Annotated in this window: 23 protein-coding genes; 11 read left to right on the forward strand and 12 right to left on the reverse strand. The window is 72.2% G+C overall.

All coding sequences use genetic code 11. The features are described 5' to 3' along the window. Window positions 1-29: 29 nt before the first annotated feature. Genes clpB through dnaK form a run of 5 tightly spaced genes read right to left on the reverse strand, consistent with a single transcriptional unit; the run spans window position 30 to window position 6551 of the window. The gene (gene clpB, locus AC3ET4_RS01255) at window positions 30-2669 is read right to left on the reverse strand and encodes an ATP-dependent chaperone ClpB (protein WP_431944874.1); all 2640 of its coding nucleotides are present in this window, start codon (window positions 2667-2669) and stop codon (window positions 30-32) included. Continuing rightward, window positions 2660-3067, reverse strand: coding sequence for a chaperone modulator CbpM (locus AC3ET4_RS01260; RefSeq protein WP_431944876.1), 408 nt, complete (start codon window positions 3065-3067; stop codon window positions 2660-2662). Before AC3ET4_RS01260 ends, clpB begins: the two co-directional genes overlap by 10 nt. Then, window positions 3064-4017, reverse strand: a complete 954-nt coding sequence (locus AC3ET4_RS01265; protein WP_431944878.1) for a DnaJ C-terminal domain-containing protein — start codon at window positions 4015-4017, stop codon at window positions 3064-3066. The genes AC3ET4_RS01260 and AC3ET4_RS01265 overlap by 4 nt, the downstream gene beginning before the upstream one ends. A 6-nt stretch (window positions 4018-4023) precedes the next feature. After that, window positions 4024-4635 (reverse strand): nucleotide exchange factor GrpE, encoded by a 612-nt coding sequence (locus AC3ET4_RS01270; RefSeq protein WP_431944880.1) that lies wholly within the window; start codon window positions 4633-4635, stop codon window positions 4024-4026. Window positions 4636-4643: 8 nt separating this feature from the next. Further along, window positions 4644-6551 carry a molecular chaperone DnaK gene (gene dnaK, locus AC3ET4_RS01275; protein WP_431944882.1) on the reverse strand — a complete coding sequence of 636 codons (1908 nt, stop codon included), beginning with the start codon at window positions 6549-6551 and terminating at the stop codon, window positions 4644-4646. A 712-nt stretch (window positions 6552-7263) separates the two neighbouring features. Here dnaK and AC3ET4_RS01280 point away from each other — a divergent pair. Further along, a complete protein-coding gene (locus tag AC3ET4_RS01280) occupies window positions 7264-8892 on the forward strand; it encodes a PucR family transcriptional regulator (protein ID WP_431944884.1) in 1629 nt (542 codons plus the stop codon). A gap of 678 nt (window positions 8893-9570) precedes the next feature. Then, window positions 9571-11358 (forward strand): glyoxylate carboligase, encoded by a 1788-nt coding sequence (gcl, locus tag AC3ET4_RS01285; protein WP_431944886.1) that lies wholly within the window; start codon window positions 9571-9573, stop codon window positions 11356-11358. A gap of 109 nt (window positions 11359-11467) precedes the next feature. On the opposite strand, the gene AC3ET4_RS01290 is transcribed toward gcl, so the two are convergent. The 4 genes from AC3ET4_RS01290 to AC3ET4_RS01305 form a co-directional block, all read right to left on the reverse strand. Further along, on the reverse strand, window positions 11468-12013 hold the full coding sequence (locus AC3ET4_RS01290) for an EF-hand domain-containing protein (RefSeq protein ID WP_431944887.1): 546 nt from the start codon (window positions 12011-12013) through the stop codon (window positions 11468-11470). Between the two features lie 127 nt (window positions 12014-12140). Next, the gene (locus AC3ET4_RS01295; protein ID WP_431944889.1) at window positions 12141-12866 is read right to left on the reverse strand and encodes a hypothetical protein; all 726 of its coding nucleotides are present in this window, start codon (window positions 12864-12866) and stop codon (window positions 12141-12143) included. 399 nt (window positions 12867-13265) lie between these two features. Next, window positions 13266-14165 carry a 2-hydroxy-3-oxopropionate reductase gene (locus tag AC3ET4_RS01300; RefSeq protein ID WP_431944891.1) on the reverse strand — a complete coding sequence of 300 codons (900 nt, stop codon included), beginning with the start codon at window positions 14163-14165 and terminating at the stop codon, window positions 13266-13268. 15 nt (window positions 14166-14180) lie between these two features. Then, a complete protein-coding gene (locus AC3ET4_RS01305) occupies window positions 14181-15011 on the reverse strand; it encodes a TIM barrel protein (protein WP_431944893.1) in 831 nt (276 codons plus the stop codon). Window positions 15012-15127: 116 nt separating this feature from the next. Between AC3ET4_RS01305 and AC3ET4_RS01310 the strand changes: the two genes are divergently transcribed. The 6 genes from AC3ET4_RS01310 (at window position 15128) to AC3ET4_RS01335 (ending at window position 19148) form a co-directional block, all read left to right on the forward strand. Further along, window positions 15128-15379 carry a YkoF family thiamine-binding protein gene (locus AC3ET4_RS01310; protein WP_431944895.1) on the forward strand — a complete coding sequence of 84 codons (252 nt, stop codon included), beginning with the start codon at window positions 15128-15130 and terminating at the stop codon, window positions 15377-15379. Then, on the forward strand, window positions 15376-15756 hold the full coding sequence (locus AC3ET4_RS01315; protein ID WP_431944897.1) for a helix-turn-helix domain-containing protein: 381 nt from the start codon (window positions 15376-15378) through the stop codon (window positions 15754-15756). The genes AC3ET4_RS01310 and AC3ET4_RS01315 overlap by 4 nt, the downstream gene beginning before the upstream one ends. Window positions 15757-16004: 248 nt before the next feature. Then, window positions 16005-16520, forward strand: coding sequence for a 2-oxo-4-hydroxy-4-carboxy-5-ureidoimidazoline decarboxylase (gene uraD, locus AC3ET4_RS01320; RefSeq protein ID WP_431944899.1), 516 nt, complete (start codon window positions 16005-16007; stop codon window positions 16518-16520). Continuing rightward, a complete protein-coding gene (gene uraH / locus AC3ET4_RS01325; protein ID WP_431944901.1) occupies window positions 16517-16855 on the forward strand; it encodes a hydroxyisourate hydrolase in 339 nt (112 codons plus the stop codon). The genes uraD and uraH overlap by 4 nt, the downstream gene beginning before the upstream one ends. Before the next feature lie 7 nt (window positions 16856-16862). Continuing rightward, complete coding sequence (gene pucL / locus AC3ET4_RS01330) at window positions 16863-17750, forward strand: factor-independent urate hydroxylase (RefSeq protein WP_431944903.1); 888 nt, start codon at window positions 16863-16865, stop codon at window positions 17748-17750. A 12-nt stretch (window positions 17751-17762) separates the two neighbouring features. Continuing rightward, the gene (locus tag AC3ET4_RS01335; RefSeq protein ID WP_431944905.1) at window positions 17763-19148 is read left to right on the forward strand and encodes an 8-oxoguanine deaminase; all 1386 of its coding nucleotides are present in this window, start codon (window positions 17763-17765) and stop codon (window positions 19146-19148) included. Between the two features lie 67 nt (window positions 19149-19215). On the opposite strand, the gene AC3ET4_RS01340 is transcribed toward AC3ET4_RS01335, so the two are convergent. Continuing rightward, the gene (locus tag AC3ET4_RS01340; RefSeq protein WP_431944907.1) at window positions 19216-20214 is read right to left on the reverse strand and encodes a hypothetical protein; all 999 of its coding nucleotides are present in this window, start codon (window positions 20212-20214) and stop codon (window positions 19216-19218) included. A 255-nt stretch (window positions 20215-20469) separates the two neighbouring features. Here AC3ET4_RS01340 and AC3ET4_RS01345 point away from each other — a divergent pair, with 255 nt between their 5' ends. Then, a complete protein-coding gene (locus AC3ET4_RS01345; RefSeq protein ID WP_431944909.1) occupies window positions 20470-20790 on the forward strand; it encodes a nuclear transport factor 2-like protein in 321 nt (106 codons plus the stop codon). Between the two features lie 77 nt (window positions 20791-20867). Here the strand turns inward: AC3ET4_RS01345 and aceB are convergent, their stop codons facing one another. Further along, window positions 20868-22490 (reverse strand): malate synthase A, encoded by a 1623-nt coding sequence (gene aceB, locus AC3ET4_RS01350; RefSeq protein ID WP_431944911.1) that lies wholly within the window; start codon window positions 22488-22490, stop codon window positions 20868-20870. A gap of 170 nt (window positions 22491-22660) precedes the next feature. Beyond that, window positions 22661-23314, reverse strand: a complete 654-nt coding sequence (locus tag AC3ET4_RS01355) for a nucleotidyltransferase family protein (RefSeq protein ID WP_431945079.1) — start codon at window positions 23312-23314, stop codon at window positions 22661-22663. Window positions 23315-23375: 61 nt separating this feature from the next. Between AC3ET4_RS01355 and AC3ET4_RS01360 the strand changes: the two genes are divergently transcribed. Continuing rightward, window positions 23376-24041, forward strand: coding sequence for a histidine phosphatase family protein (locus AC3ET4_RS01360; RefSeq protein ID WP_431944913.1), 666 nt, complete (start codon window positions 23376-23378; stop codon window positions 24039-24041). Between the two features lie 158 nt (window positions 24042-24199). Beyond that, window positions 24200-24508 carry a DUF5955 family protein gene (locus AC3ET4_RS01365; protein WP_431944915.1) on the forward strand — a complete coding sequence of 103 codons (309 nt, stop codon included), beginning with the start codon at window positions 24200-24202 and terminating at the stop codon, window positions 24506-24508. Window positions 24509-24681 lie beyond the last annotated feature (173 nt).

Genomic DNA, 24681 nt, shown 5'->3' on the forward strand with positions numbered 1-24681 from the left:
GCAGGTGCCGTCGCCGGCTTGCACGGTGATCATGCCGCCCGCGCGCCCTCCACGGCCTCGGGCTGGGCGTAGGTGACCACCAGCTCTCCGTGTTCGGCGTCGACACGGATCGTCGCGCCGTCCTGGACGTCGCCGCGCAGCAGGGACCGCCCGACCAGCGTCTCGACCTCGTGGGAGATATAGCGGCGCAGCGGGCGGGCCCCGTACACCGGGTCGTAGCCCTGGTGGGCGATCACTTGCCGTGCAGCGTCGGTGAGCTCGACGGTGATGCGGCGTTCGGCGAGACGGCGGCGCAGTTCGTCGAACTGCAGCTCTACGATGCGCTCGATCTGCCGCTCACCGAGCGGCTTGAACAGCACGATGTCGTCGACGCGGTTGAGGAACTCCGGGCGGAAGTGCCCGCGCAGCTCGCCCATCACCAGGGCGCGGGCGTCGGGCTTGATCTCGCCCTCGGCGGTGGCGCCGTCGAGCAGGTACTCGGAGCCGATGTTGGACGTCATGATGATCACGGTGTTGCGGAAGTCGACCGTGCGGCCCTGAGCGTCGGTGATGCGGCCGTCGTCGAGGATCTGCAGCAGGGTGTTGAAGACATCGGTGTGCGCCTTCTCGATCTCGTCGAACAGCACAACCGAGTACGGCTTGCGGCGTACGGCCTCGGTGAGCTGGCCGCCTTCCTCGTAGCCGACGTATCCGGGTGGGGCGCCCATGAGCCGGCTGACGGTGTGACGCTCCTGGTACTCGCTCATGTCGAGGCGGACCATGTTCTCCTCGGAGTCGAAAAGGGCCCGGGCGAGGGTCTTGGCCAGCTCGGTCTTCCCGACGCCGGTGGGGCCGAGGAAGATGAACGAGCCGATGGGGCGGCGTGGGTCGCGGATGCCGGAGCGGGCGCGGATGATGGCGTCGGCGACGAGCTTGACGGCCTCGTCCTGGCCGATGACCCGCTCGCTCAGGATCTCGTCGAGGCGCAGCAGTTTCTCGCGTTCGCCCTCCTGGAGACGGGCGACGGGGATGCCGGTCCAGGCGGCGACGATCTCAGCGATCTCCTCCTCGGTGACGACCTCGCGCAGCAGCCGGTTCCTCCCTTGTTTGGCGGCCAGTTGCTCCTCCTCTGCGGCGAGCCGGCGCTCCAGGTCCTGAAGGCGGCCGTAGCGCAGTTCGGCGGCTCGGTTGAGGTCGTAGGCGCGTTCGGCCTCCTCGGCTTCGTGGCGGACCTGCTCCAGTTCCTGGCGCAGCTCCTGCACACGGCGGATGGCCTGCCGCTCGGCCTCCCACTGGGCGCGCTTGGCGTCGGCCTCGCCGCGCAGGTCGGCCAGTTCCCTGCGCAGTTCCTCGAGGCGGGCTCTGCTGGCGGGGTCGGTCTCCTTGGACAGGGCCGCATCCTCGATCTCCAGGCGGGTGACGCGGCGGGTGATCTCGTCGAGTTCGGCGGGCATCGAGTCGATCTCGGTGCGCAGCCGGGCGCACGCCTCGTCGACGAGGTCGATGGCCTTGTCGGGCAGGAACCGGTCGGTGATGTAGCGGTGGCTGAGGGTGGCCGCGGAGACCAGCGCGGTGTCCTGGATCTTCACGCCGTGGAAGACCTCCAGGCGTTCGCGCAGTCCGCGCAGGATGGAGATGGTGTCCTCCACGCTCGGCTCGTCGACCAGCACCTGCTGGAAGCGGCGTTCGAGGGCCGCGTCCTTCTCGATGTACTTGCGGTACTCGTCGAGGGTGGTGGCGCCGATCATGTGGAGTTCACCGCGGGCGAGCATCGGCTTGAGCATGTTGCCCGCGTCCATGGCCCCTTCGGCGGCGCCCGCGCCGACGACGGTGTGCAGTTCGTCGACGAAGAGCAGGATGCGTCCTTGGGCTGCCTTGACCTCGCTGAGCACGGCCTTGAGGCGTTCCTCGAACTCACCGCGGTACTTGGCGCCCGCGACCAGGGAGCCCATGTCGAGGGCGAACACCGTCTTGTCGCTGAGTCCTTCGGGAACGTCACCGCGGACGATGCGCTGGGCGAGGCCCTCGACGATGGCGGTCTTGCCGACGCCGGGGTCGCCGATGAGGACGGGGTTGTTCTTGGTCTTGCGGCTGAGGATCTGGGTGACGCGGCGGATCTCGGCGTCCCGGCCGATGACCGGGTCGAGCCTGCCGTCCCTGGCCTCGGCGACGAGATCGCGGCCGTACTTCTCGAGAGCCTCGTAGGCCGTTTCGGGGTTGGCGGAGGTGACGCGCTGGCTGCCGCGGACCTGGGTGAGCGCGCTCAGGAACGAGTCCCTGGTGATGCCGGCCCCTTTGAGCAGTCGCCCGGCGGCGGTTGAAGAGCCCTCCTCGGCCAGGGCGAGCAGCAGGTGCTCCACGGACACGTACTCGTCCTTGAGACGTTCGGCCTCCCGTTCGGCTGCATCGAGCAGGCGGGCGAGGCGCTGGGTGACGAAGACCTGGCCAGGTGCCGCGCCGGGGCCGGTGACCTTCGGACGGCGGGAGAGTTCCCCGCGCACGGCGGCGAGCAGCTCCTTCGGCTCCATCCCGGCCCGCTGCAGCAACCGCGGGATCAGACCGTCCTCCTGGTCGAGAAGCGCGAGCAGCAGGTGCTCCCCGTCGACCTCGGTCTGCCCCATGCGGACGGCCGCGGTCTGAGCCTCCTGCAGGGCTTCCTGGGACTTCTGGGTGAGACTGTTCATGTCCATGAGCGTGTTTCACTCCTCGTGCCGGCGCGGCGCAGGGCGGCTTCGAGCAGGCTGATGCGGTCCAGCAGGTCGAGCACCAGGCCGATGGATGCGTAGTTGAGGCAGAGTCCGGTGCGCAGCCGCTGGATGCGGGCGAGGACCGCCGGGGCCGCGGGGTCGAACACCAGGTGCTCCGAGGCATCGCGTTCGGCGTCGACGAGGCCGAGGGCGACGAACCGGCGGATCAGATCGGGGTGGAGGCCCGAGCGACGGGCCACGGCGTCCAGGGAGAGCCTGGGGACGGGCACGAGCTCGTACCGGACAGCCGTCGAGGCGGTGATGTCGGTTCCCGCTCGCACCGGGCGGGCACCCACTTCGGCCCGGCCGATGCCTGCCGCTGCCACGGGTCGGTCGTTCATCGCGTCCTCCTGGGGTCGTACGAGGAGGTGGCGGCGAGCTCCTCGAAGAGTTCGCGCTCCCGGTCACCGAGGGCGGGCGGCACCATGACACGGAGTTCGGCGTACAGGTCGCCGTTCGCGCCTCGCAGGTTCGGCATGCCCTCGCCGCGCAGCCGCAGCCGCCGGCCACTGGAAGAGCCCGCGGGCACCGTGACCTTGGCCGTGCCGCCGCCGGGGGTGGGCACCGGCACGGTCGCGCCCAGGGCCGCCTCCCAGGGGGCGACCGGGAGCTGTACGTGGACGTCGCGGCCGTCCAGCCGGAACCGGGGGTGGGGCTGGATGCGTACCCGCAGGTACAGGTCGCCCGCGGGGGCGTCACCACTGCTGCGGCCGCCCTCGCCCGACAGCCGGATGCGCTGCCCGTCGGTGACACCGGGTGGCACGTCGATCCCGTACCGCCGCGGCTGCCCCTGGGGACCGGCGAGCGTGACGGTGCGACGGCCGCCCCGGTACGCCTCCTCGACGGTGAGCGGCAGTTCTGCCTCCTGGTCGGCTCCGGGGACGCCGCCTCGGGCGGTGCCGGCTCCGAACATGGAGCCGAGCAGATCCTCGATGTCGATGCCCTCCGCTCCGAAGTCGTCGCCGAAGCCGGTGGCGTACCGGACGCGGGGGCCGCCCGCGCCCGCGGTCCTCGGAGCGCGGAAGCCGCCGCCCGCTCCGGCCGCGACCCGTTCGTCGAAGTCCTCGGGGATCTTGCGGAAGTCCTCGCCGAAGCGGTCGTAACGGGCACGGGTCTTCGGGTCCGACAGCACGCTGTATGCCTCGTTGAGGTCCTTGAAACGTTCCTCCGCCCCGGGGTCCTTGTTGACGTCGGGGTGTGACGTGCGGGCGAGCTTGCGGTATGCCTGCTGGATCTCGTCCTGGCTCGCGGTCCGCGACACGCCCAGCACTTCGTAGAAGTCCCGTGCCATGACCGGTCACTCCCGCTTCGCGACCGTCACGGCGGCGGGCCTGAGCTGCTGCTCGCCGTCCCCGTAGCCGGGGCGCAGCATCTCGACGACGGTGCCCGGTGGGGCGTCGGAGTCCTGGACGACGCCGACCACCTCGTGCCGGGCCGGGTCGAAGGCGACGCCGGTCTCCGCGTGCCGCGGGTAGCCGAGCAGTTCGAGGACGTTCACCGCCTGGTCGCGAACGGCCCGGACGCCCTCCACGATCGCATCCGGATCGGCGCCGGCATGGGTCAGGGCGAGCTCGAGGTTGTCGAGGACGGGCAGGAAGGCGGCCGCCGTGCGGGAACGCTCGACCCTCCGCTCCCGCTCCAGTTCCCGGGCGTGGCGCTTGCGAAGGTTGTCGAGGTCGGCGAGCGCGCGCCGCCAGCGGTCCTCCAGTTCCTGGATCGCGGTCGTGTACTCGTCCTCGTCAGGCGTGGGGCCGGCGGCGTCGGGTCCCGGTTCGTCGTTCGCCGCTACCGGCCGGGGCGACGGGTCCGGTTGCGGCACATCCCCGCGCGGAGGGCGTACGGCGCCTTCCCGGACCGGTTCGACCGACTCCGACGCGGCCTGGTGGGGTTCCTGGGCGCGGCTGGGCATGGCACGCCTCAGTCCTTGTCGAACTCGGCATCGATGACGTCGTCGTCACCGCCACCGCCGCCCGGGCCACCGGCCGCGCCGCCCCCGGTGGTGTCCTGGCCGGGACCGCCCGTGGCAGCGGCGCCCTGATGGGCCGCCAGCCCGGCGAGCACCTGCTGGAGTTCGGAGGTCAGGGGCCGCGCGCGCTCCACACCCGCCTCTTCCTTGACCGCCGCCCGGGCGTCGGACACGAGCATCTCGGCGCGTGCCTTCTCGTGCGCGGGCGCTGCGTCGCCCAGTTCGGCGAGGCGCTTCTCGACCTGGTAGGCGACGGCGTCGAGCTCGTTGCGGGCGTCGACGGCCTCGCGGAGTGCCTGATCCTGGCCCCGGTTGCGCTCGGCCTCCTGGACCATGCGTTCGACCTCGCTGCGGTCCAGGTTGGAGCTCTCGCTGATGGTGATGCCCTGTTCCTTGCCGGTGTCCCGGTCACGTGCCTTGACGTTGAGGATGCCGTTGGCGTCGATGTCGAAGGTGACCTCGACCTGCGGTTCGCCCCGCGGCGCCGGGCGGATGTCGGTGAGCTGGAACCGGCCGAGCACCCGGTTGTCGGCGGCCCGTTCGCGCTCGCCCTGGAGGACGACGATGTCGACGGCGGGCTGGTTGTCCTCGGCGGTGGAGAAGGTTTCGGTGCGACGGACGGGGATGGTGGTGTTCCGCTCGATGATCTTCGTCATCACGCCACCGCGTGTCTCGACACCCAGCGACAGGGGTGTGACGTCGAGCAGCAGGACGTCCTTGACCTCGCCCTTGAGCACCCCGGCCTGGATTGCGGCGCCCAGGGCGACGACCTCATCGGGGTTGACGCTCATGTTGGGTTCCTTGCCGCCGGTCAGCCGGCGCACGAGGGACTGGACGGCCGGGATCCGTGTGGAACCGCCGACGAGGATGACCTCGTCGATGTCGCTCTCGCCGACCTTGGCGTCGGCCATGGCCTGCTGGACGGGTCCCAGGCACCGCTCCACCAGGTCGCTGGTGATCTGGTCGAACGTGGACCGCATGATCGTGTCGGTGAGATGCTTGGGGCCCGAGGCGTCGGCGGTGATGAACGGCAGGCTCACCTGCGTCTGCGTCACCGAACTGAGCTCGGTCTTGGCCTTCTCGGCCGCCTCGAACAGGCGTTGCAGGGCCTGCGGGTCCTTGCGCAGGTCGATTCCGTTCTCCTTCTGGAAGTCGTCCGCGAGGTGATCCACCAGACGGCGGTCGAAGTCGTCGCCGCCCAGGTGGCTGTCGCCGGCGGTGGAGCGCACCTCCACCACGCCGTCGCCGACGTCGAGGATGCTCACGTCGAAGGTGCCGCCGCCCAGGTCGAAGACGAGGACGGTCTCGTGCTGCTTCTTGTCCATTCCGTACGCGAGGGCCGCCGCGGTCGGCTCGTTGATGATCCGCAGGACCTCCAGACCCGCGATCCGTCCGGCGTCCTTGGTGGCGGTCCGCTGAGCGTCGTTGAAGTAGGCGGGCACCGTGATGACCGCCTCCGTGACCCGCTCCCCCAGTTGCTTGGAAGCGTCGTCGGCGAGTTTCCGCAGCACCTGGGCGCTGATCTCCTCAGGCGCGTACAGCTTGTCGCGCACCTTGAATCGCGCGGCCCCGCCTTCGCCCTCGACGACGTCGTACGCCACCGCCCTGGCCTCGTCGGAGACCTCGTCGAAACGCCGGCCGATGAACCGCTTGGCCGAGTAGATGGTGCCCTTCGGGTTGAGGATCGCCTGGCGCCGGGCCAGCTGGCCCACCAGGCGCTCGCCGGTATCGGTGAAGGCCACCACGGACGGTGTCGTGCGGTTGCCCTCGCTGTTCGGCACGACGTGCGGCTCGCCGCCCTCCCACACGGCGATCACCGAGTTGGTGGTGCCCAGGTCGATGCCCACTGCCTTGGCCATGAGGGACTCCTCCCGTTCCGGCGCCTGCGCCGACTCTCCGGATCACGTTCGTTCAGGTTCGGGTGGGACCTCCGCCGGTCATCTGCAGCCCGCCGATCCGCCCTACAGCCTCTTCGGAGACAGCGAGCCGATCAGGACGCCGGGGAGCGCACCGCTCGCAGCTTTGCGAAGGGCGGCCCTGCCGTGGCCCATCCCGGCCGATCACGCGCCCGACCACGGCGGGTCCTGGCCGGTGACGCCACTCTGTACGGGAAATCCGTGGTCAGGGAGGTGGTCAACGGCACGTGCGGCTTCCGGGTGCCTCGGGTGCGACGCAACCGACCCGCGATGCTTCCCGCTCATCGCCCAGCCTTCCTGACAGTCCGGACGGAGAGTCTCGAACACTTCCAGGGTGGCGCGCCGAGTGGCTCCACGCCTGCGCCTCACGAGTCGGATATGCACGGGTCCGGTTGCCCCACGAGTACGAAAAGAACCATCCGGATCTGAGGAGCCGGCCCGTGAGCGGGCACGCGAAACACCGCTCGCCTCCCTGTAGGGTTGGAGAGAACGGAGTGATCCCATGGTCAGCAGCCAGGCGCACAACCTGTACCGCCGGCGCTCCGACCGGGAGGGCAGCCCTCCGCGGGGCAGTACCAGGCGGCCCCCCAGGACCGCGGGGAAAGAGCCCCGCCCACCCGCTCCCGTCCCAGCCGGCCATGCCCCTCACGAACTGATGGCGCTCTCCCACGCCCTGTTCGACACCCCGGACGAAGGCGAGATCCTGCGCCTGGCCATGAGCCATGTAGCCGCCGCCGGGCCGTACAGCGCCGAGGCCGGATACCTCGAGGTGGACGGCGAGCTGGTCCCCAGCACGGGGAACGGGGAGATCCATGCCGCGGCCGTGGACTGCAGGGTGCGGGAGCTGGCCGGGCAGGACGGCCCTGTGACCGTACCCGGCCGGCCCTGGGGCCGGGCCCTGGGGCTACGCGGACTCGACAGGCTCCACGGCTACCTCGTGGTGACCTCCCGCTCCCGGCCCACCGAGGCCGAGTACTCCCTGCTCGTCACGCTCGTCCGGCACACCGCCGCCGCACTGTCGGTCGCCTTCGCACACCGCCGCCGACGCGAGGACGCGCTGGAACTGCACCGGCTGAGGGAGGAACGCACAGCCCTCCAGCGGCAGCTGATCTCGGTCGCGGCCGAGCTGGGGTATCAGCGCGTCGTTCACGCGCTCATGGCCGACGTCGCCGCCTCGGGCGGCGGCGAGGAAGCCGTCACCCGCGCACTGCATGGGCTCACTGGACTCTCCGCGCTGGTCGAGGACCGCTTCGGTCGACTGAGGTCCTGGACCGGGCCCAGCCGACCCGACCCCTATCCGGAACCGGACCCCTTGCGCCAGGACGAAATGCTGCGCGCTGTCGCCCGGGAGGCCGGGCCGGTGCGGATAAAGGACCGACTGGTCACCCTGGTCCGCCCGCACGGCGAGATCCTGGGCGTGCTGGCCCTGGTCGATGCCCGGAACGAGGCCGACGAGCACACCGTGCTCGCGCTGGAATACGCCGCCACGTCGCTCGCCCTGGAGCTGGCGCACCTGCGCGACCTGGCCGAAGTGGAGCTGAGGCTGCACCGCGAGCTGGTCGACGACCTCCTGGCAGGGGCGGACGAGGCGAGCGCCTACGCCCGGTCCGAGGCAGCCGGGTACGACCTGCACCGCAGTCACTACGTCGTCGTGGTGCAGCGGTCGGACCGGACTGCGGACGACTCCTTCGCGCAGACCGTGGGTCGGGCGGCCTCCGGCGTGGGCATACGCTCGCTGCTGACCCCACGTTCCGACCATGTCGTCCTCATCGCCGACGACAGGCCGCACGCCCGCGCGCTGTACGAGGCGCTCGCCCAGGAGACCGGGACACGGTCCGCGACGATCGGGGTGAGCGCCCGTTGCGACTCCCTGGACGACATCCCCCACCGCTACCAGGAGGCGCAGCGCGCCCTGGACGTGCGCCGCCACTCGCGCGAGCACTACGGCACGACGTTCTTCGACGAGCTCGGCCTCTACCGCATCCTCGGACCCGGCAACGATCACAGGGAACTGGAGACGTTCGTCAACGAGTGGCTCGGGCAGCTCATCGACTACGACTCCCGGCACCACACGACCATGGCGGAGACCCTGTCCCGCTACTTCGACTGCGGCGGCAACTACGACGAGACCGCCGAGTCCCTCGCGATCCACCGCAGCACGCTGCGCTACCGGCTCAAGCGCATCCGCGACATCAGCGGCAACGACCTCGCGAACGTCGAGGACCGGCTGAACCTCCAGGTGGCGACCCGAGTGTGGAAGATCGTGCTGGGCGGGTCCAGCTGATTCCCTGATGGAACGGTCGGGACCAGGCACGGACCAGTGATCGCCATGCCGGACTTCCGAATCCCCGTTCGTGCCGGTCAGGGACACGTGGGCAGGTGTACCAGCAGCCGACGGAGAATCCGCCGGCGACCGCCCACCCCTGGCCGGCCTCGGTGGTGCCGGAGGCGGCCGACTTCCGCACACCTCTTCACCTGCGAGAGCAAGAAAGTCGCACTTCGAGTGCGAGAAGCGCTCGGCCGCCTCGCCGCAGTTCTGCCTGGCGAGCCGCGAGCCCCAGCCCGCCTGCAGTACAGGGCGTGATCACGTTCCGAGAGGGCCGGGGTCGGTGATGCCCGGAAGTGCGAGTGCCGTGCCTGCTCTGCCGTGCACCCCAACCGGTCACGGCCCGGCCGACCACCCCATCCGACCACGGAACCCGTGCGCGCGGCGAGGCAGCCGGACGGGAGGACGGCGGTGGGAACAGGCGGTGCTGACCCAGTCCGAAGACCGTCGGCGAGCCGCTCAGCGGAGGCAGCGATCGGCCGCTTGCCCCACCGCTTTCGCATCTGCTTCTTGACCCGCCTGCCAAGGCACCTTATGTTCACAGTAGTTCCGCATGGCAAAAGAACTCTTCCGCAATGTGAAATGTGAGCCCCGGGCGCGACCACCTGGACCGCAGGACGACGCAGGAGTGACCGAATGCCTCGAATGACCGCCGCCCGAGCGGCAGTGGAGATCCTCAAGCGCGAGGGCGTGGACACCGCCTTCGGCGTGCCCGGTGCCGCGATCAACCCCTTCTACGCCGCCCTCAAGGAGTCGGGCGGCATCCAGCACACGCTGGCCCGCCACGTGGAGGGCGCCTCCCACATGGCCGAGGGCTACACGCGCACCGCCCACGGCAACATCGGCGTCTGCATCGGCACCTCCGGTCCCGCCGGCACCGACATGATCACCGGCCTCTACTCGGCGACCGGGGACTCGATCCCGATCCTCTGCATCACCGGCCAGGCGCCCACCTCGGTGATCCACAAGGAGGACTTCCAGGCCGTGGACATCGCGGCCATCGCCGCGCCCGTGACCAAGGCCGCCACCACCGTCCTCGAGGCGGCCCAGGTGCCCGGCGTCTTCCAGAAGGCCTTCCACCTCATGCGCTCCGGACGCCCCGGGCCGGTCCTGATCGACCTGCCGGTCGACGTCCAGCTCACCGAGATCGAGTTCGACCCCGAGACGTACGAGCCGCTGCCGGTCTGGAAGCCCGCCGCCACCCGCCGGCAGATCGAGAAGGCCCTCGCCATGATGACCGCCGCCCAGCGGCCGCTGATCGTGGCCGGCGGCGGGGTGATCAACGCCGACGCGGCCGGTCTGCTGGTGGAGTTCGCCGAACTCACCGGCACCCCGGTGGTGCCGACCCTGATGGGCTGGGGCGCCATCCCGGACGACCACGAGCTCAACGCGGGCATGGTGGGCCTCCAGACCTCGCACCGCTACGGCAACGCGACCTTCCTGGAGTCGGACTTCGTCCTCGGCATCGGCAACCGCTGGGCCAACCGCCACACCGGCCGGATCAACGTCTACACCAAGGGCCGCGCCTTTGTGCACGTCGACATCGAGCCCACCCAGATCGGCAAGATCTTCGCCCCCGACTACGGGATCACCTCCGACGCCGGCGCCGCGCTCGAGCTGTTCGTCGAGGTGGCCCGGGAGCTGCGGGCCGCGGGCGAGCTGCCGGACCGCTCGGCCTGGGCGGCGTCCGCCCGGGAACGCAAGGCGACGCTGCACCGCCGCACGCACTTCGACGACATCCCGATCAAGCCGCAGCGCGTGTACGAGGAGATGAACCGCGCCTTCGGCCCCGACACCCGCTACGTCACCACGATCGGCCTCTCCCAGATCGCGGGCGCGCAGATGCTGCACGTCTACCGGCCGCGCCACTGGATCAACTGCGGCCAGGCCGGCCCTCTCGGCTGGACCGTGCCGGCCGCCCTGGGCGTGGCGAAGGCCGACCCGGGGACGCCGGTGGTGGCGCTCTCGGGCGACTACGACTTCCAGTTCATGATCGAGGAGTTGGCGGTCGGGGCGCAGCACCGCATCCCGTATGTGCACGTGTTGGTGAACAACTCCTATCTGGGCCTGATCCGCCAGGCGCAGCGGGCGTTCGACATCGACTTCCAGGTCAACCTGGAGTTCGAGAACGTCAACTCGCCCGAGCTGGGGGTCTACGGCGTCGACCACGTCAAGGTCGCCGAGGGCCTGGGCTGCAAGGCGATCCGGGTCACCGACCCCGCCGACCTCGGTGCCGCCTTCGAGCAGGCGAAGAAGCTCGCGGCCGAGTACCGGGTGCCGGTGGTCGTCGAGGCGATCCTGGAGCGGGTCACCAACATCGCCATGAGCGTCACCAACGACATCGGCAACGTCGTGGAGTTCGAGGAGCTGGCCACCGAACCCGGCCACGCGCCCACCGAGATCATCCCGCTCACGAGCCCCTGAGCGCGCTCGTACGCCCTGCCACCGGCCGCCCCGTCCTGACCTCCCGGGCGCGGCGGCCGGGCTCCACGCGCACCTCCCCGAGGTGTCCGGCGCGCCGGCCGCTACCCGTTCAGAGCGGTCCGAACAGCCAGTTGCCGGGCGCCTCGGGGTCGGTGCCGATGTAGTAGGCGCGGATGGCCGCCACCAGGTCGGCCGTGCTCACGCAGCCGTCGCCGTCGGCATCGAGGCGGTTGAAGGCCGCCGCGATGTCGGTGCCGGGGGTGTTGAAGGCCCGTTGCAGGACCTCGAACTCCCCGCGCCCGACGCGGCCGTCGCCGTCGGTGTCGCACAGGTGGACGACGGCCTCGGCCGCCGGATGGAAGACGGGGTCGAAGGCGGGTCCCTCGATGAAGGCCTTGGTCATCCCGTGGTGGTATTCCACGGACGACAGCCGCCCGTCGCGGTCCGTGTCGGCGTACGCCGCCAGTTCCGCCCAGACGGCGTCCAGCCGCACCGCCACCGCCTTGCCCTTGGGAGAGGTGGGGGACATGCCGAAGCCGTGGATCAGCCGCGCGCCGACGTCCTGGAAGTCGGCGCGCTCGGCATATCCGTTGCCGTCCGTGTCCAGACGGCGGAAGGATTTGTCGAGCTTGCGCTTCAGAAGGGCCGTAGACATCGCTGCGTCCTTGACGTAGTCATGGGATTGCCGTACGGAGGGGAACCTCTCGATACTCCCCCGGGAGCGGCGGTCGCGCGACCCGAGTGACCACGGACGGTGAAGGGCTGGGCAGAGCTCGCGCGGCTCAGGGCGTGGCGCGGGGGCCCCTTCTGATGAGGATGTCCGCGGCGTTGTTGACCGGCTGAGGCGTTCCGGTGAGGTCCATGACGAAGAGCGGCACCCCCAGCCGGTCCGCGCGCAGGCGTGCGTCGTGGGCGTAGCCCGCCAGGGAGAAGAAGGCGCCGGCACAGTCCTCGTTGAGGCAGTTGAGCCAGAGGGTCTCGACGTCCCGCGGGGGAGTGGGCCGCGTCGCAGGGTCGACCTGGGCCACGACCCCGTCACCGCGCAGGTCGATGCCGTTGGCCGAACGGTCCCCCGCCGTGCGGACATCGGCGAAGCCCAGCCACTTCAGGTACTGCGCGGCGGCGGCGACCGCGTCCCGCGCGGTACGGATGGTCACCGGCCGGAACGGCGGCCGCGGCGCGGGCGCCGCCGGCCCCGGGAAGGCCCGCCGCGCCGGGGCGACCGGGCGCTCGGGCACCCGCAGGGCCCGGGTGTCCACCGGCAGCCGGACCACCGCCCCGCAGTCGCAGTCGAGTTCGGGCTGCGGCCACTGGTCGTCACGGCCGCAGTCCGGGCAGCGCATGGCCACCCAGGAGTCGTCCCAGGAACGGTGGCGGATCCGCAGCGGGATGCCGCCGCGCAGGATCGGCAGGGCCAGCGGCGTGCCGCAGGCGCAGGGGAAGGCGGGTGCGGTGTAGGCGTGCTCCCGGCGGCAGGCCGGACAGCGCACGGGCACGCTCTCTGCCATGGTTCGCGACTCCTGGGCGGTGCGGCGGCGGTCACCGGCGGTCCGGCGACGGCGGTCCGGCGACGGCGGTGCTCGCCGGGCGCGCGCCGGGTGCTCGGCGGTACGGTCCTGCCGTCCATCGTCGCGTACGAGGCGCCCCTCGCGCACCCGCCTTGGCGTCCCCGGTCGCGGTACGCGGCTGCCGGGTCACGCAGCGACCGCGTCACGCGACGACCGCCGCCCGGGGCCCGGTCCCGCCCCCGGCCCGGTCGCGGTCACCGGTCCCCGGGCGGGCCCGGTCCGCGCCGCCTCGACCTACCCCTCAGAAGCTCTCGGCGGCGCGGACGTTCGTGATCCGGGCGGCGGCGCCCCATCGGGCGCGACACGACAGGTCGGGGCGCCGCCGCCCGGAAACCGGGGTCAGCCCCTGGCCGGGAGACCGGACAGGCGCTCCACTCCGCGCAGCAGGGCGGAGTGGTCGAGGCCGCCGTCGCCCTGGGCCCGCAGCGAGGCGACGAGGTTCGCCACCACCGAGCCGACGGGTAGGGCGGCGCCGACGGTGCGGGCGGCGTCGGTGACGATGCCCATGTCCTTGTGGTGCAGGTCGATGCGGAAGCCCGGGGCGAACTCGCGGTCGAGGAAGTTGCGCTTCTTGCGGGTCAGCACCGTGGATCCGGCGAGACCGCCGTTCAGCACGTCCAGCGCCGCGCTGAGGTCGACGCCGGACTTCTCCAGGAAGACCACCGCCTCCGCGCAGGCCTGGATGTTCACCGCCACGATCAGCTGGTTGGCCGCCTTGACGGTCTGCCCGGCGCCGTGCGGACCGCACAGGACGACGGTCTTGCCGAGGGCGTCGAACAGGGGCCGCGCCTCGTCGAAGTCGGCCTGATCGCCCCCCACCATGATCGACAGCACCGCCTCGATCGCTCCCGCCTCGCCACCCGAGACGGGCGCGTCCAGGACGCGGATCCCCTTGTCCGCCGCCGCGGCGGCGAGGTCGACCGAGGTCTGCGGGGTGATCGAGGACATGTCGATCAGCAGGGTGCCCGGCCGGGCGTTGGCCAGGATGCCGTCCTCGCCGTAGGCGACGGCCTCCACCTGGGGGGAGGCCGGCACCATGGTGACGACGACGTCGGCCTCCTTCACGGCCTCCGCGACCGATCCGGCGGGCGTGCCGCCCGCCGCGGCCAGGCGGTCGAGCTTGTCCTGCTCAAGGGTGTAGCCGGTGACGGGGTACCCGGCCTTGATCAGGTTCTCCGACATGGGGGAGCCCATGATGCCGAGGCCGATCCACGCGACCCTCGGAAGTACGGTGGTCATGATGTCCTCTCCGGATCACTTGTCGGCGGGGGTGAGCCAGTCGAAGGAGGCGGCGCTGCCCTGCGGGCCCGGCTTGTACTCCAGGCCGACCCAGCCGTCGTAGCCGGCGTCGTGGAGCCGGTCCAGGAGGGCGGCGAGCGGCAGGGAACCCGTGCCGGGCGCGCCCCGGCCGGGGTCGTCGGCGATCTGGACGTGGCCGGTGCGGTCCGCGTAGGCGTCGATCACGGCGGGCAGGTCCTCGCCGTTCATCGACAGGTGGTAGAGGTCGAGCAGGAACCGGGCGTTGTCCAGACCCGTCTCGGCGTTGACCTTGTCGACGACCTCGACCGCGGCGGCGGCGCTCACCAGCGGGTAGTCCGGCGACTCCGGCTTGTTCAGGGCCTCGACCAGCAGCACCGCGCCGACCCGGTGGGCCGCGTGCGCGGCCCTGACCAGGTTCTCCAGGGCGAGTTCGTCCTGCGCCTCGGGACTCACGCCCTCCATCCGGTTGCCGTAGAGCGCGTTGAGCGCCGTGCAGCCCACGGAGCGGGCGAAGTCGGCGGCGACGTCGATGTTGGCGCGGAAGCGCGCGGACTCCTCGCCCGGCACGGACAGGGCGCCGCGGTCGGGGCCGGGGAGCTCGCCCGCGTAGAAGTTCAGCCCCACCAACTGGGTGCCGGCCTCCCGCAGGGCGTCCCGCAGGGCGTCGAGTTCGGACTGCGGAGGGGTCGGCATCCGGGTCCACGGCCACCACAGCTCGACCGCGGAGAAGCCGGCCGCGGCGGCCGCCGCGGGACGCTCCAGCAGCGGGAGTTCCGTGAAGAGGATCGAGAGGTTCACATCGAAGCGCGTGGAGTCGAAGCCCATCACATGCGCCCTTCCGTAATACGGAAACTTGTTTCTGCCTAACGGAAGTCTAGGAGCCGGACTGCGGCTGTCAAGGGGGATGTCCGGGCAAGCCCCTGACCAGCTAGGTTGAGGACGTGCGCTTGAGAGTCGAATTCACCACCGAGCCGTTCGACCTGTCCGAGCCCCCGCGCCACGCCGTGGTCGGCCGCGAGGTCCTGGAGACGGCCGGACTGGACGCCGTCGACGTCGGCCCCTTCGGCAACTCGGCGGAGGGCGGGACGGAGCAGGTCGTCGCGGTCGTCGGCGAGCTGCTGCGGCGCACCCTGGAGGCCGGCGCGACCAGGGTGTCGCTGCAAGTCAACGTCCTTCGGGAGGCGGACCGGTGACCGAGGCGGACGAGCATCCGTTCAGCGCGGCGATCAGGCCGCTCGCCGACGCGCTGGGCGCCGAACTGGTGCCCCCGGCCGAGGCGCGCGGTGACGACGTGGTGCTCAGCTGGGAGGGCGCGGAGGTCGTCGCCGTACGGCTCCCGCACCTCGCGGACTCGCTCGACCACATCCTGGCCGACCTCCGGCGCCGGCACGGCAAGGAGTTGTCGGAACTGGGGCGGAAGGAGAAGCAGATGATCGTCCGCAGCCTTGAGGAACGCGGCGCCTTCTCGGTGCGGCACGGGGTCGAGACGGTCGCCTCGGCGCTCGGCGTGAGCCGCTTCACCGTCTACAACTACCTCAACAGGGAGAACGCGGCGAAGGGCGATGGATAGGGCCGGCCCGGATCCCACCGGGCCCACTTTCACCAGCACCGGCACGCCACCAGCCCCGGGCGGCGCGCCCCCGTCCTCCTTCCCGGACCGAACCGGCGCCGGGAAAGATCGTTGGCGGTCTCCCCCTGGGGGCCTGCTCGCTGCCAGGGCCCCCGGCTCCGCGCATCCGGCGTCCGTCCGGGCGTCATGGGTGGCGACCTTTCAACAAACTGTTGACGTCGCATGGTGGACGCTTCTAGCGTGCCGTTGTGACGTCCCGTCCCTTCCCGGGCCTGGCCCGGTTCGACGCCTCCGGCGGACCGGAGGCGGCAGCGCTGCTGCGCGAGGTCTGCGCGAGCCGCTCCTGGGGCGCCGCCGTCCTGGCGGCCCGCCCGTACGGCACCCTCGACGCGCTCCTCGCCGCCTCCGACGCCGCCACGGCCGGCCTCACCGCCGACGACCTGGCCGAGGCGATGGCGGGCCACCCGCCGATCGGCCGTCCCCGCCCCGGCGACCCGGTCTCCGCCCGTGAACAGCGCGGCGTGCGGGACGGCCAGCGCGAGGAACTGCTCGCGCTGAACCTCGCCTACCAGGAGCGGCACGGCCACGTCTTCCTCATCTGCGCCACCGGCAGGACCGGCGAGCAGATGCTGGCCGCGCTCGAGGAGCGGATCGGCAACGACCCGGACACCGAGCGCGAGATCGTCCGCACCGAACTCGCGGGGATCAACCGCGTCCGCCTCACGCGCCTCTTCGGAGGCGCCGCTCAGGAAGACCCCCCATGACCTCCGTCTCCACGCACGTCCTGGACACCAGCCGCGGCCGCCCCGCGGGGGGTGTGCCCGTCACGCTCGCGGTGCGCTCCGGCAGCGACGCCGCCTGGGTGCCGCACGGCGCCTTTGAGACCGACGCCGACGGCCGCTGCAAGGACCTGCCCGACCTGCCGGACGGCACCACCCACGTCCGGCTGGAGTTCGCCACCGAGCACTACCTCGCCGACCGGGGCGGCGGCGCCTTCTTCCCGGAGGTGGCGACCGTCTTCGCCGTCGAGCCGGGCGAGCACTACCACGTACCGCTGCTGCTCAACCCGTTCGGCTACTCCGTATACCGAGGGAGCTAGCACCGACATGCCGTCCACCCGACTCGGCCAGAACCAGTACGGCAAGGCGGAGACCCGCGTCGTCCACGTCACCCGCGACGGCGCGACCCACCACGTCAAGGACCTGAACGTCTCCGTCGCCCTCTCCGGCGCCATGGACGACGTCCACTACCACGGCAGCAACGCCGCAGTGCTGCCCACCGACACCGCCAAGAACACGGTCTTCGCCTTCGCCAAGCAGTACGGCGTCGCGTCCGTCGAGCAGTTCGGCATCCACCTCGCCCGGCACTTCGTCACCAGCCAGGAGTCCATCGACCGGGCCAGGATCCGCATCGAGGAGTACGCGTGGGAGCGGATCGCGCCGGAGCACTCCTTCGTCCGCGGCGGCCGGGAGACCCGCACCACCGAGGTCGCCTACGACGGCGCGCGCTGGCAGATCGTCTCCGGGCTCAAGGACCTCGTCGTCATGAACACCACCGACTCCGAGTTCCGGGGCTTCGTCAAGGACCGCTACACCACGCTGCGCGAGACCGGTGACCGCGTCCTCGCCACTGAGGTCAGCGCCCGCTGGCGATTCAACTGGACCCGCGACGAGGACCCCGCCCCGCGGTGGCAGGAGTCCTACGCCGAGGTGCGCCGCCACCTCCTCGACGCCTTCGCCGGCACCTACTCGCTCTCCCTGCAGCAGACGCTGTACGCGATGGGGGACCGGGTCGTCGAGCACCGCCCCGAGATCGACGAAGTACGGCTCTCGCTCCCCAACAAGCACCACTTCCTCGTCGACCTCGAGCCGCTCGGCCTCGAGAACGACACCCTCGACAGCGCGGTGTACTTCGCGGCCGACCGCCCCTACGGCCTCATCGAGGGCACGGTCCTGCGCGAGGGCGCCGAGCCCCGCATCCCGGTGACGGACTGAGAGGCCCCGCCCATGACTGTCTTCGCGCAGCGCGTCGTCATCGAGAACTGTGCCGTGGCCACCGTCGACGCGCACGACACGGAGTACCCGTCAGGCCATGTCGTCGTCGCCGGCAACCGCATCGAGTCCGTCGGCCCGGGACCCGCGCCCACCGGACTGGACGGCGTCGTACGCAGGGTGGACGGCACCGGCCACCTGCTCACTCCCGGCCTGGTCAACACCCACCACCACTTCTACCAGTGGATCACCAGGGGCCTGGCCACCGACCGCAACCTCTTCGGCTGGCTCGTCGAGCTCTACCCCACCTGGGCGCGGATCGACGAGCAGATGACCCACGCGGCCGCCCAGGGCTCCCTGGCGATGATGGCCCTCGGCGGTGTCACCACCGCCATGGACCACCACTACGTCTTCCCGCGCGGCGCCGGCGACCTGTCCGGCTCCATCATCCGGGCCGCCGCCGGCATGGGTGTGCGCTTCACCCTCGCCCGCGGCTCGATGGACCGCGGCGAGTCCGACGGCGGACTGCCCCCGGACTTCGCCGTCGAGACCCTCGACGCGGCGCTGGCCGCCACCGAGGAGACGATCGACGAGCACCACGACGCCGCGTTCGACGCCATGACGCAGATCGCCGTCGCCCCCTGCTCGCCGTTCTCGGTCTCCACCGAACTGCTGCGCCAGGGGGCGGAACTGGCCCGGCGCAAGGAGGTGCGCCTGCACACCCACGGCAGCGAGACCGTGGAGGAGGAGCAGTTCTGCAAGGAGCTGTTCGGCATGGGGCCGACGGACTACTTCGAGTCCACCGGCTGGCTCGGCGAGGACGTCTGGATGGCGCACTGCGTCCACATGGCCGACTCCGACATCGCCGCCTTCGCCCGCACCCGGACCGGCGTCGCCCACTGCCCGTCCTCCAACGCCCGCCTGGCCGCCGGGATCGCGCGCGTCCCCGACATGCTCGCGGCCGGCGTCCCGGTGGGCCTCGGCGTGGACGGCACCGCGTCCAACGAAGCGGGCGAGCTGCGGACCGAGCTGCGCAACGCCCTGCTCGTCAACCGCCTCGGCGCCCACCGGGAAGCCGCGTTGACGACCCGTCAGGCGCTGCGGCTGGGCACATACGGGGGCGCCCGGGTGCTCGGCCGGGCCGAGCAGATCGGCTCCCTGGAGCCAGGGAAACTGGCGGACCTCGTCCTGTGGCGGATGGACACCCTCGCCCACGCCTCGATCGCCGACCCGGTCGCCGCGCTGGTCCTCGGCGCGCCGGCCCCCGTGACCCTCTCCCTGGTCGACGGCCGCCCGGTGGTCGAGGACGGCCGCCTGGTCACCGCTGACGAGGAAGCCATCGCGCGCGCCACCCGGGACGAGGCACGGCGGCTCGCGCGGATCGCCGGTCGGGCGGGCTGACCCGCGCGGCCGGCCGCGGGCTTCGGGGCGGTGCGGGACCTGGCCGCACCCGACCCGCCTGCGGTGTTCACGTCGAACGGCGCACCGCCGGGCCCCGCCCCTGGAGGCGGCCCTGCGCCTCGCGCAGGACCGCGCCGCCGCGGGCGACGGTGTAGAGGTCGGTCGGCACCGGCCAGCCCTTCTGCCCCGCGTGGTCGCCGTTGAGTCTGCGCGCCCACTTGCTGTAGTCGGTCTCCAGGCCGTTTCCGGTGATGCGGATGCCGGGCGGCACCATCCGGGCGGCGCCGGAGGCCGGTTCGGCGACCGTGTGCCTCAGGGTGATGAACAGCGCCTGGTTGGCGGGATGGTCCGGTCCCGCCGAAAGGTGCCGCGCGACGACCTCCCGGCGCACGGGCAGCCACAGCCGCAGCGCCGCCCGCGCCGACCGGGGGAGCGCGAACTCCTGCCGGGTCGCCGTGGTCCTGCCGGGCAGGTTCACGGTGAGCCGGATGCGGGACTCCCCGGCCGACAGATCGGTGACGTCGGCGGCCACCAGGCCCTCGCGGGGCACCGCCGTAGCCCACAGCAGCTCCAACGCCGCCAGCATCCGCAGCCGGTACGGCTCGCGGCGCGGCTCCCCGGGGGTGCTCAGCGCCCGGCGCAGCACGATGTGCCCGGTGAAGTCGAGCGGCTCCTTCGTGTGCTTGGACCACGGGCGCATCCCGCGGGCCTGCCAGGCGAACGCGGGGCGCCCGGCGGCCCGGTTGAGGTCGGCGACGCCGTCCATGATGTCGCGCTGGCTGGCGGGGGTGAGCGGGCGGCCGACCTGGCCGCCCCGGGTGCGGTAGCGGCCGGCCGCGATGCGGCCGAGCACGGTGTCCGGCTGACCCGGGTGGCCGAGAACGGCGTCGTCGAACAGGTCGTCGAGGCCGCGCAGGGCGTGCGGCGGGACGTCGGCGGCCGCGCGTTCCAGTACCGCGGTGGCCTTGCGCAGGCGTTGCTCCCGGGACCGGGAGGTGGCGATGGCCGGGTCGGCGAGGGCGCTTTCCAGCGCCGCACGCAGCTGGGGGAGGGCGGGCGTGTTCACCCTCAGCAGGGTAGGGGCGGGCGCCGACAGTCGGACACAGAGAGTAATGCAAGGGCCCAGACTTTCGTCCGCCCCCGCACGGGCTGCTGGGCGTGCCGCGGCGCCGGGCCGCAAGGGTCCCCGCGGTGTGGGCGAGGGGCCAGCGGTGCCGGTCCGCGCGGGTGAACGGCGGGCCGTGCACAGGGGCCGGGTAGCGCGGCAGGTCCGCTCGGGCGAGGCTGGTGCCACGATCCTTGAGCACAGGGAGCAGCAGCGATGATCCGCACCGACGCCCTCAACGAGCCCGCCGTCCGCGCCTTCGTCTCGGCGGTGAACTCCGGGGACCGGGAGGCGTTCGAGGCCGCGCTGGCCGAGAACGCGACGATGTCCGACGACGGCTCCGACCGCGACCTGAAGGAGTGGGCGGAGCGCGAGATCTTCGAGTCCCACGGCCACATGGACGTGCAGTCCCAGGACTCCTCGGGGCTCACCCTGATCGCGGACTACCGCAATGACGCGTGGGGCGAGATGCGCACGAAGTGGCGCTTCACCGTGGACGACGGGAAGATCAGCCGTTTCGACACCGGCCAGGCCTGAGCACGGCGTCGGGCCGGCCGGTCAGGCGGGCGAGCCTGACCGGCCGGCCGTCGCTCCGGGAGGGCGGCGGCCCCGGTTCAGTCGAGCAGTTCGTATGCCGGCAGCGTCAGGAAGTCGACGTAGTCCTCGTCGAGCGCCGTCTTCAGCAGCAGGTCGTGGGCCTGCTGCCAGCGTCCGGCGGCGAAGGCCTGTGCGCCGGTCTCCTCGCGGACGGCCGCGAGTTCGCGATCGGCGAGGGAGCGTACGAGGTCGGCCGTGACCTTCTCTCCGGTGTCGGCGAGGACCACGCCCGCGTTCACCCACTGCCAGATCTGGGAGCGGGAGATCTCGGCCGTGGCCGCGTCCTCCATCAGGTTGAAGATGGCGACGGCGCCCGAGCCGCGCAGCCACGACTCGATGTAGCGGGTGCCGACCTGGACGGCGTTGCGCAGCCCCTCGTAGGTGGGTCTGGCGTCGAGGGAGTCGACGGCCAGCAGGTCGGCGGCGGTGACGTGGACGTCCTCGCGCAGCCGGTCCTTCTGGTGGGGCCGGTCGCCGAGGACGGCGTCGAAACAGGCGCGGGCGATGGGCACGAGGTCGGGATGGGCCACCCAGGAGCCGTCGAAGCCGTCGTGGGCCTCGCGGTCCTTGTCGGCCCTGACCTTGTCGAAGGCGACGGCGTTGGCCTCGGCGTCGCGCCGGGAGGGGATGAAGGCGGCCATGCCGCCGATGGCGTGGGCGCCGCGTTTGTGGCAGGTGCGGACGAGCAGGTCGGTGTAGGCGCGCATGAAGGGGGCGGTCATCGTCACGGCGTTGCGGTCGGGCAGGACGTAGCGTTCGCCCGCGTCGCGGAAGTTCTTCACGATGGAGAACAGGTAGTCCCAGCGGCCGGCGTTGAGGCCGGAGGCGTGGTCGCGCAGCTCGTAGAGGATCTCGTCCATCTCGAAGGCCGCGGTGATGGTCTCGATGAGGACGGTGGCGCGGATGACGCCCTGTTCGACGCCCAGGTGGTCCTCGGCGAAGACGAACACGTCGTTCCACAGGCGGGCTTCGAGGTGCGACTCGGTCTTGGGGAGGTAGAAGTAGGGGCCCTTGCCCTTGGCGAGCAGGCGCCGGGCGTTGTGGAAGAAGTAGAGGCCGAAGTCGGCGAGGGCGCCGGGGACGGGTTCGCCGTCGACGGTGAGGTGGCGTTCGTCGAGGTGCCAGCCGCGGGGGCGCATGACGACGGTGGCGAGGTCCTTCTCGTCCGCCAGCGCGTAGGACTTGCCTTCAGGGGTGGTGAAGTCGATGCGGCGTTCGTAGGCGTCGATCAGGTTGACCTGGCCGCCGATGACGTTCTGCCAGGTGGGGGCGGAGGCGTCCTCGAAGTCGGCGAGCCAGATGCGGGCACCGGAGTTGAGGGCGTTGATGGTCATCTTGCGGTCGGTGGGGCCGGTGATCTCCACGCGGCGGTCGTTCAGCGCGGTGGGGGCGCCGGCGACCCGCCAGTCGCCCTCGCGGATGTGGGCGGTTTCCGGGAGGAAGTCCAGGGTGCCGGTGCGGGCGATCTCGGCGCGGCGTTCCCTGCGCTTGGCGAGGAGTTCGTCGCGGCGCGGCGTGAACCGGCGGTGCAGTTCGGCGAGGAAGGCGAGTGCCTCGTCGGTCAGTACCTCCTCGGCGCGCGCGACGGGGGGTGCGGTGTCGGCGACGACGGCGTGCGGTGCGGGGCCTGGTGCGGACATGTCCCTGACTCTCCTCTTGCCGGTGAGGGGTGGCGTGCGGCCGGGGGAGCCGGGCGGCCGCCGCGCCCCGGTCGGCTCGGGGCGCCGGTCCGGGCGGGGGAGGGCCGCGAGGCGCGCCGACCGTACGGGCGCTTCTGCTGTGTGGAGCATAGTTTCTGCATTGCGGAACTTCAACGTTCTGTGGTATTCGGTGCCGGGGGCTCCGGCCGCTCCGGCGGCGCCGCCAGCAGCCGGAGGTCGTCCGGGGTGTCGATGTCGGCGGGATCCGCGACGTCCCCGCACTCGACGTGCACGATCGCCTCCGCGTGCCGCCTCAGGTAGGAGCGTGCCCCCCGGTCCCCCACCGCACTCGCGGCGATCGGCGGCCAGTGGGCGGCGCCCAGCAGGATCGGGTGGCCGGGCCTGCCGCCGTAGGTGGCACGGGCGAGGGTGCGCGGCGAGGCGCAGGCGGCGGCGACCCGGGCCACCGCCGCGGCCCCGATCCCCGGCTGGTCCACCAGGAGCACGACGACGGCCGGCGCGCCGGTGCCCGCCAGCGCATCGAGGCCGGCGCGCAGCGAGGAGCCCATGCCCTGCTCCCAGTGCGGGTTCACGGTGACGGCGTAGCCGTCCAGGGCGGCCTGCCGGCGCACCTGCGCGGCCGCCGCGCCCAGCACGATGTGGACCGGGCCGCAGCCGCCGGCGCGCAGCGTCGCCGCCGCGTGCTCGACCAGCGGACGGCCGCCGTACTCCAGCAGCGCCTTCGGGCGGCCGCCCAGCCGCCTGCCCCCGCCTGCCGCGAGCAGCAGCCCGGCGACGGCGCCCGTGCCCGCGTCGCGTTCCACGCCTCCTGGATGTCTCACGCCTCCTGGATACCGCGGACGGGGGAGTGGGGAAAGGACTGGCATGACGAGCTGGATCATCGCCGTGCGGCACGGCGAGAGCGAGGCGAACGCGGCTTTCGCCCGAGGCAGGTCCCTGCCCGGGGTCCGGGACGCCGACGTGGCGCTGACCGCGCTCGGCCGGGAGCAGTCGGCGCTGCTCGGCCGCGATCTGCTGGCCCTGCCCGACGCCGAGGCGCCCGGCCGGGTCTGCTGCTCGCCCTTCGTTCGGGCCCGGCAGACCCTGAGGGCCGTCCAGGAGGTCCTTGTGGCCGCGGGCGGCGCACCGCTGCCCGTCACCTGTGACGAGCGGCTCCGGGACCGCCAGATGGGCCTGCTGGAGCTCCTCACCCCGGAGGAGATCCGTGAGCGCTTCCCGGAGCAGGCGCGGCGGCGCGAGCGCGAGGGTGAGGCCGTGTACCGCCCGCCGGGTGGGGAGTCGGTGCGGGACGTCGAGGCCCGTGTCCGGGACTTTGCGGCGGATGTCGTCGCCCGTCCGGGGCCGCCGCTGCTGGTCGTCACGCACGACGCGGTGGTGCTGGCGTTGTGCGGCCTGCTCGGGACGCCGCCGCCCGGCGACGCCCGTGTGGTTAACGCCTCGATGGCCCGCTGGTGGCGTGCCGGGGGCGGTTGGCGGCTCGTGGACTGGAACCGGGTCGCGGCCCGCGCGGGTGGCGGCGGCGGGGTGTGACGGGCGGCGCGCGGTCGGAACGGATTTCGCTCTGTGTGTAGCGGGGGGAGCGTTCCGTCGCGTTTAATGTCCTCCCCGACAAGGCGGGTCGGATGGGGCCGGCCGGCCTGGGGGATGACCGGGGCCTACTCGTGGGGGACGTATCAGTGGTGAAGGACATGACTGCCCGTGTGGCGGTCGACGAGGGCGGCAGCCTCGACCCGCGGGTGACCGCCCTGCGGGCCGCGGTGGCCCGTTGCCGCCGTGAACTTGCCGGGTACCGCGCCGACTTACCGGACCGGCGCATCGCCGAGGACGAGCTGACGGCGCTGGCCGCCGCGGCCGCCGCCGGTGTCCCGGACGTCCTGCGGCTGCGCCGCGGCCTGCTGGTGATCGCCGGATCGCTCGGCTCCGTGAGTGCGCTGGCCGGCGCCCTCGCCGAGGTGCGGGGGGCCATCGAGCTGTTCGGCGCCCCGCGCCCGCAGTGACCCGGGGCGCCGCCGCGCCCTGTCGTCCGGGCCTTTGCCGGTCCGGTCGTCCACGGCCCGCGTCGTCGGGGGCCTGCCATGAGGACGCCCGGCCCTCGCGGGGGCGCGGTGCCGGGCCGGGCGTCTTTGCGCGGGCGGCTGGGGGAGCGGCCGTGACGGCGGGGCCGGGGCCG

It is taken from the genome of Actinacidiphila sp. bgisy167 (assembly GCF_057707665.1).

What these genes read in the sequence shown, in the direction of transcription:
- gcl (WP_431944886.1), top strand. Translation starts at nt 9,571, where the DNA reads ATGCCTCGAATGACCGCCGCCCGAGCGGCAGTGGAGATCCTCAAGCGC.
- pucL (WP_431944903.1), top strand. Translation starts at nt 16,863, where the DNA reads ATGCCGTCCACCCGACTCGGCCAGAACCAGTACGGCAAGGCGGAGACC.
- AC3ET4_RS01270 (WP_431944880.1), bottom strand. Translation starts at nt 4,635, where the DNA reads ATGCCCAGCCGCGCCCAGGAACCCCACCAGGCCGCGTCGGAGTCGGTC.
- AC3ET4_RS01360 (WP_431944913.1), top strand. Translation starts at nt 23,376, where the DNA reads ATGACGAGCTGGATCATCGCCGTGCGGCACGGCGAGAGCGAGGCGAAC.
- dnaK (WP_431944882.1), bottom strand. Translation starts at nt 6,551, where the DNA reads ATGGCCAAGGCAGTGGGCATCGACCTGGGCACCACCAACTCGGTGATC.
- AC3ET4_RS01345 (WP_431944909.1), top strand. Translation starts at nt 20,470, where the DNA reads ATGATCCGCACCGACGCCCTCAACGAGCCCGCCGTCCGCGCCTTCGTC.
- AC3ET4_RS01300 (WP_431944891.1), bottom strand. Translation starts at nt 14,165, where the DNA reads ATGACCACCGTACTTCCGAGGGTCGCGTGGATCGGCCTCGGCATCATG.
- AC3ET4_RS01260 (WP_431944876.1), bottom strand. Translation starts at nt 3,067, where the DNA reads ATGAACGACCGACCCGTGGCAGCGGCAGGCATCGGCCGGGCCGAAGTG.
- uraH (WP_431944901.1), top strand. Translation starts at nt 16,517, where the DNA reads ATGACCTCCGTCTCCACGCACGTCCTGGACACCAGCCGCGGCCGCCCC.
- AC3ET4_RS01265 (WP_431944878.1), bottom strand. Translation starts at nt 4,017, where the DNA reads ATGGCACGGGACTTCTACGAAGTGCTGGGCGTGTCGCGGACCGCGAGC.
- aceB (WP_431944911.1), bottom strand. Translation starts at nt 22,490, where the DNA reads ATGTCCGCACCAGGCCCCGCACCGCACGCCGTCGTCGCCGACACCGCA.
- AC3ET4_RS01290 (WP_431944887.1), bottom strand. Translation starts at nt 12,013, where the DNA reads ATGTCTACGGCCCTTCTGAAGCGCAAGCTCGACAAATCCTTCCGCCGT.
- AC3ET4_RS01280 (WP_431944884.1), top strand. Translation starts at nt 7,264, where the DNA reads ATGGCGCTCTCCCACGCCCTGTTCGACACCCCGGACGAAGGCGAGATC.
- AC3ET4_RS01365 (WP_431944915.1), top strand. Translation starts at nt 24,200, where the DNA reads ATGACTGCCCGTGTGGCGGTCGACGAGGGCGGCAGCCTCGACCCGCGG.
- AC3ET4_RS01305 (WP_431944893.1), bottom strand. Translation starts at nt 15,011, where the DNA reads ATGGGCTTCGACTCCACGCGCTTCGATGTGAACCTCTCGATCCTCTTC.
- AC3ET4_RS01295 (WP_431944889.1), bottom strand. Translation starts at nt 12,866, where the DNA reads ATGGCAGAGAGCGTGCCCGTGCGCTGTCCGGCCTGCCGCCGGGAGCAC.
- AC3ET4_RS01335 (WP_431944905.1), top strand. Translation starts at nt 17,763, where the DNA reads ATGACTGTCTTCGCGCAGCGCGTCGTCATCGAGAACTGTGCCGTGGCC.
- clpB (WP_431944874.1), bottom strand. Translation starts at nt 2,669, where the DNA reads ATGGACATGAACAGTCTCACCCAGAAGTCCCAGGAAGCCCTGCAGGAG.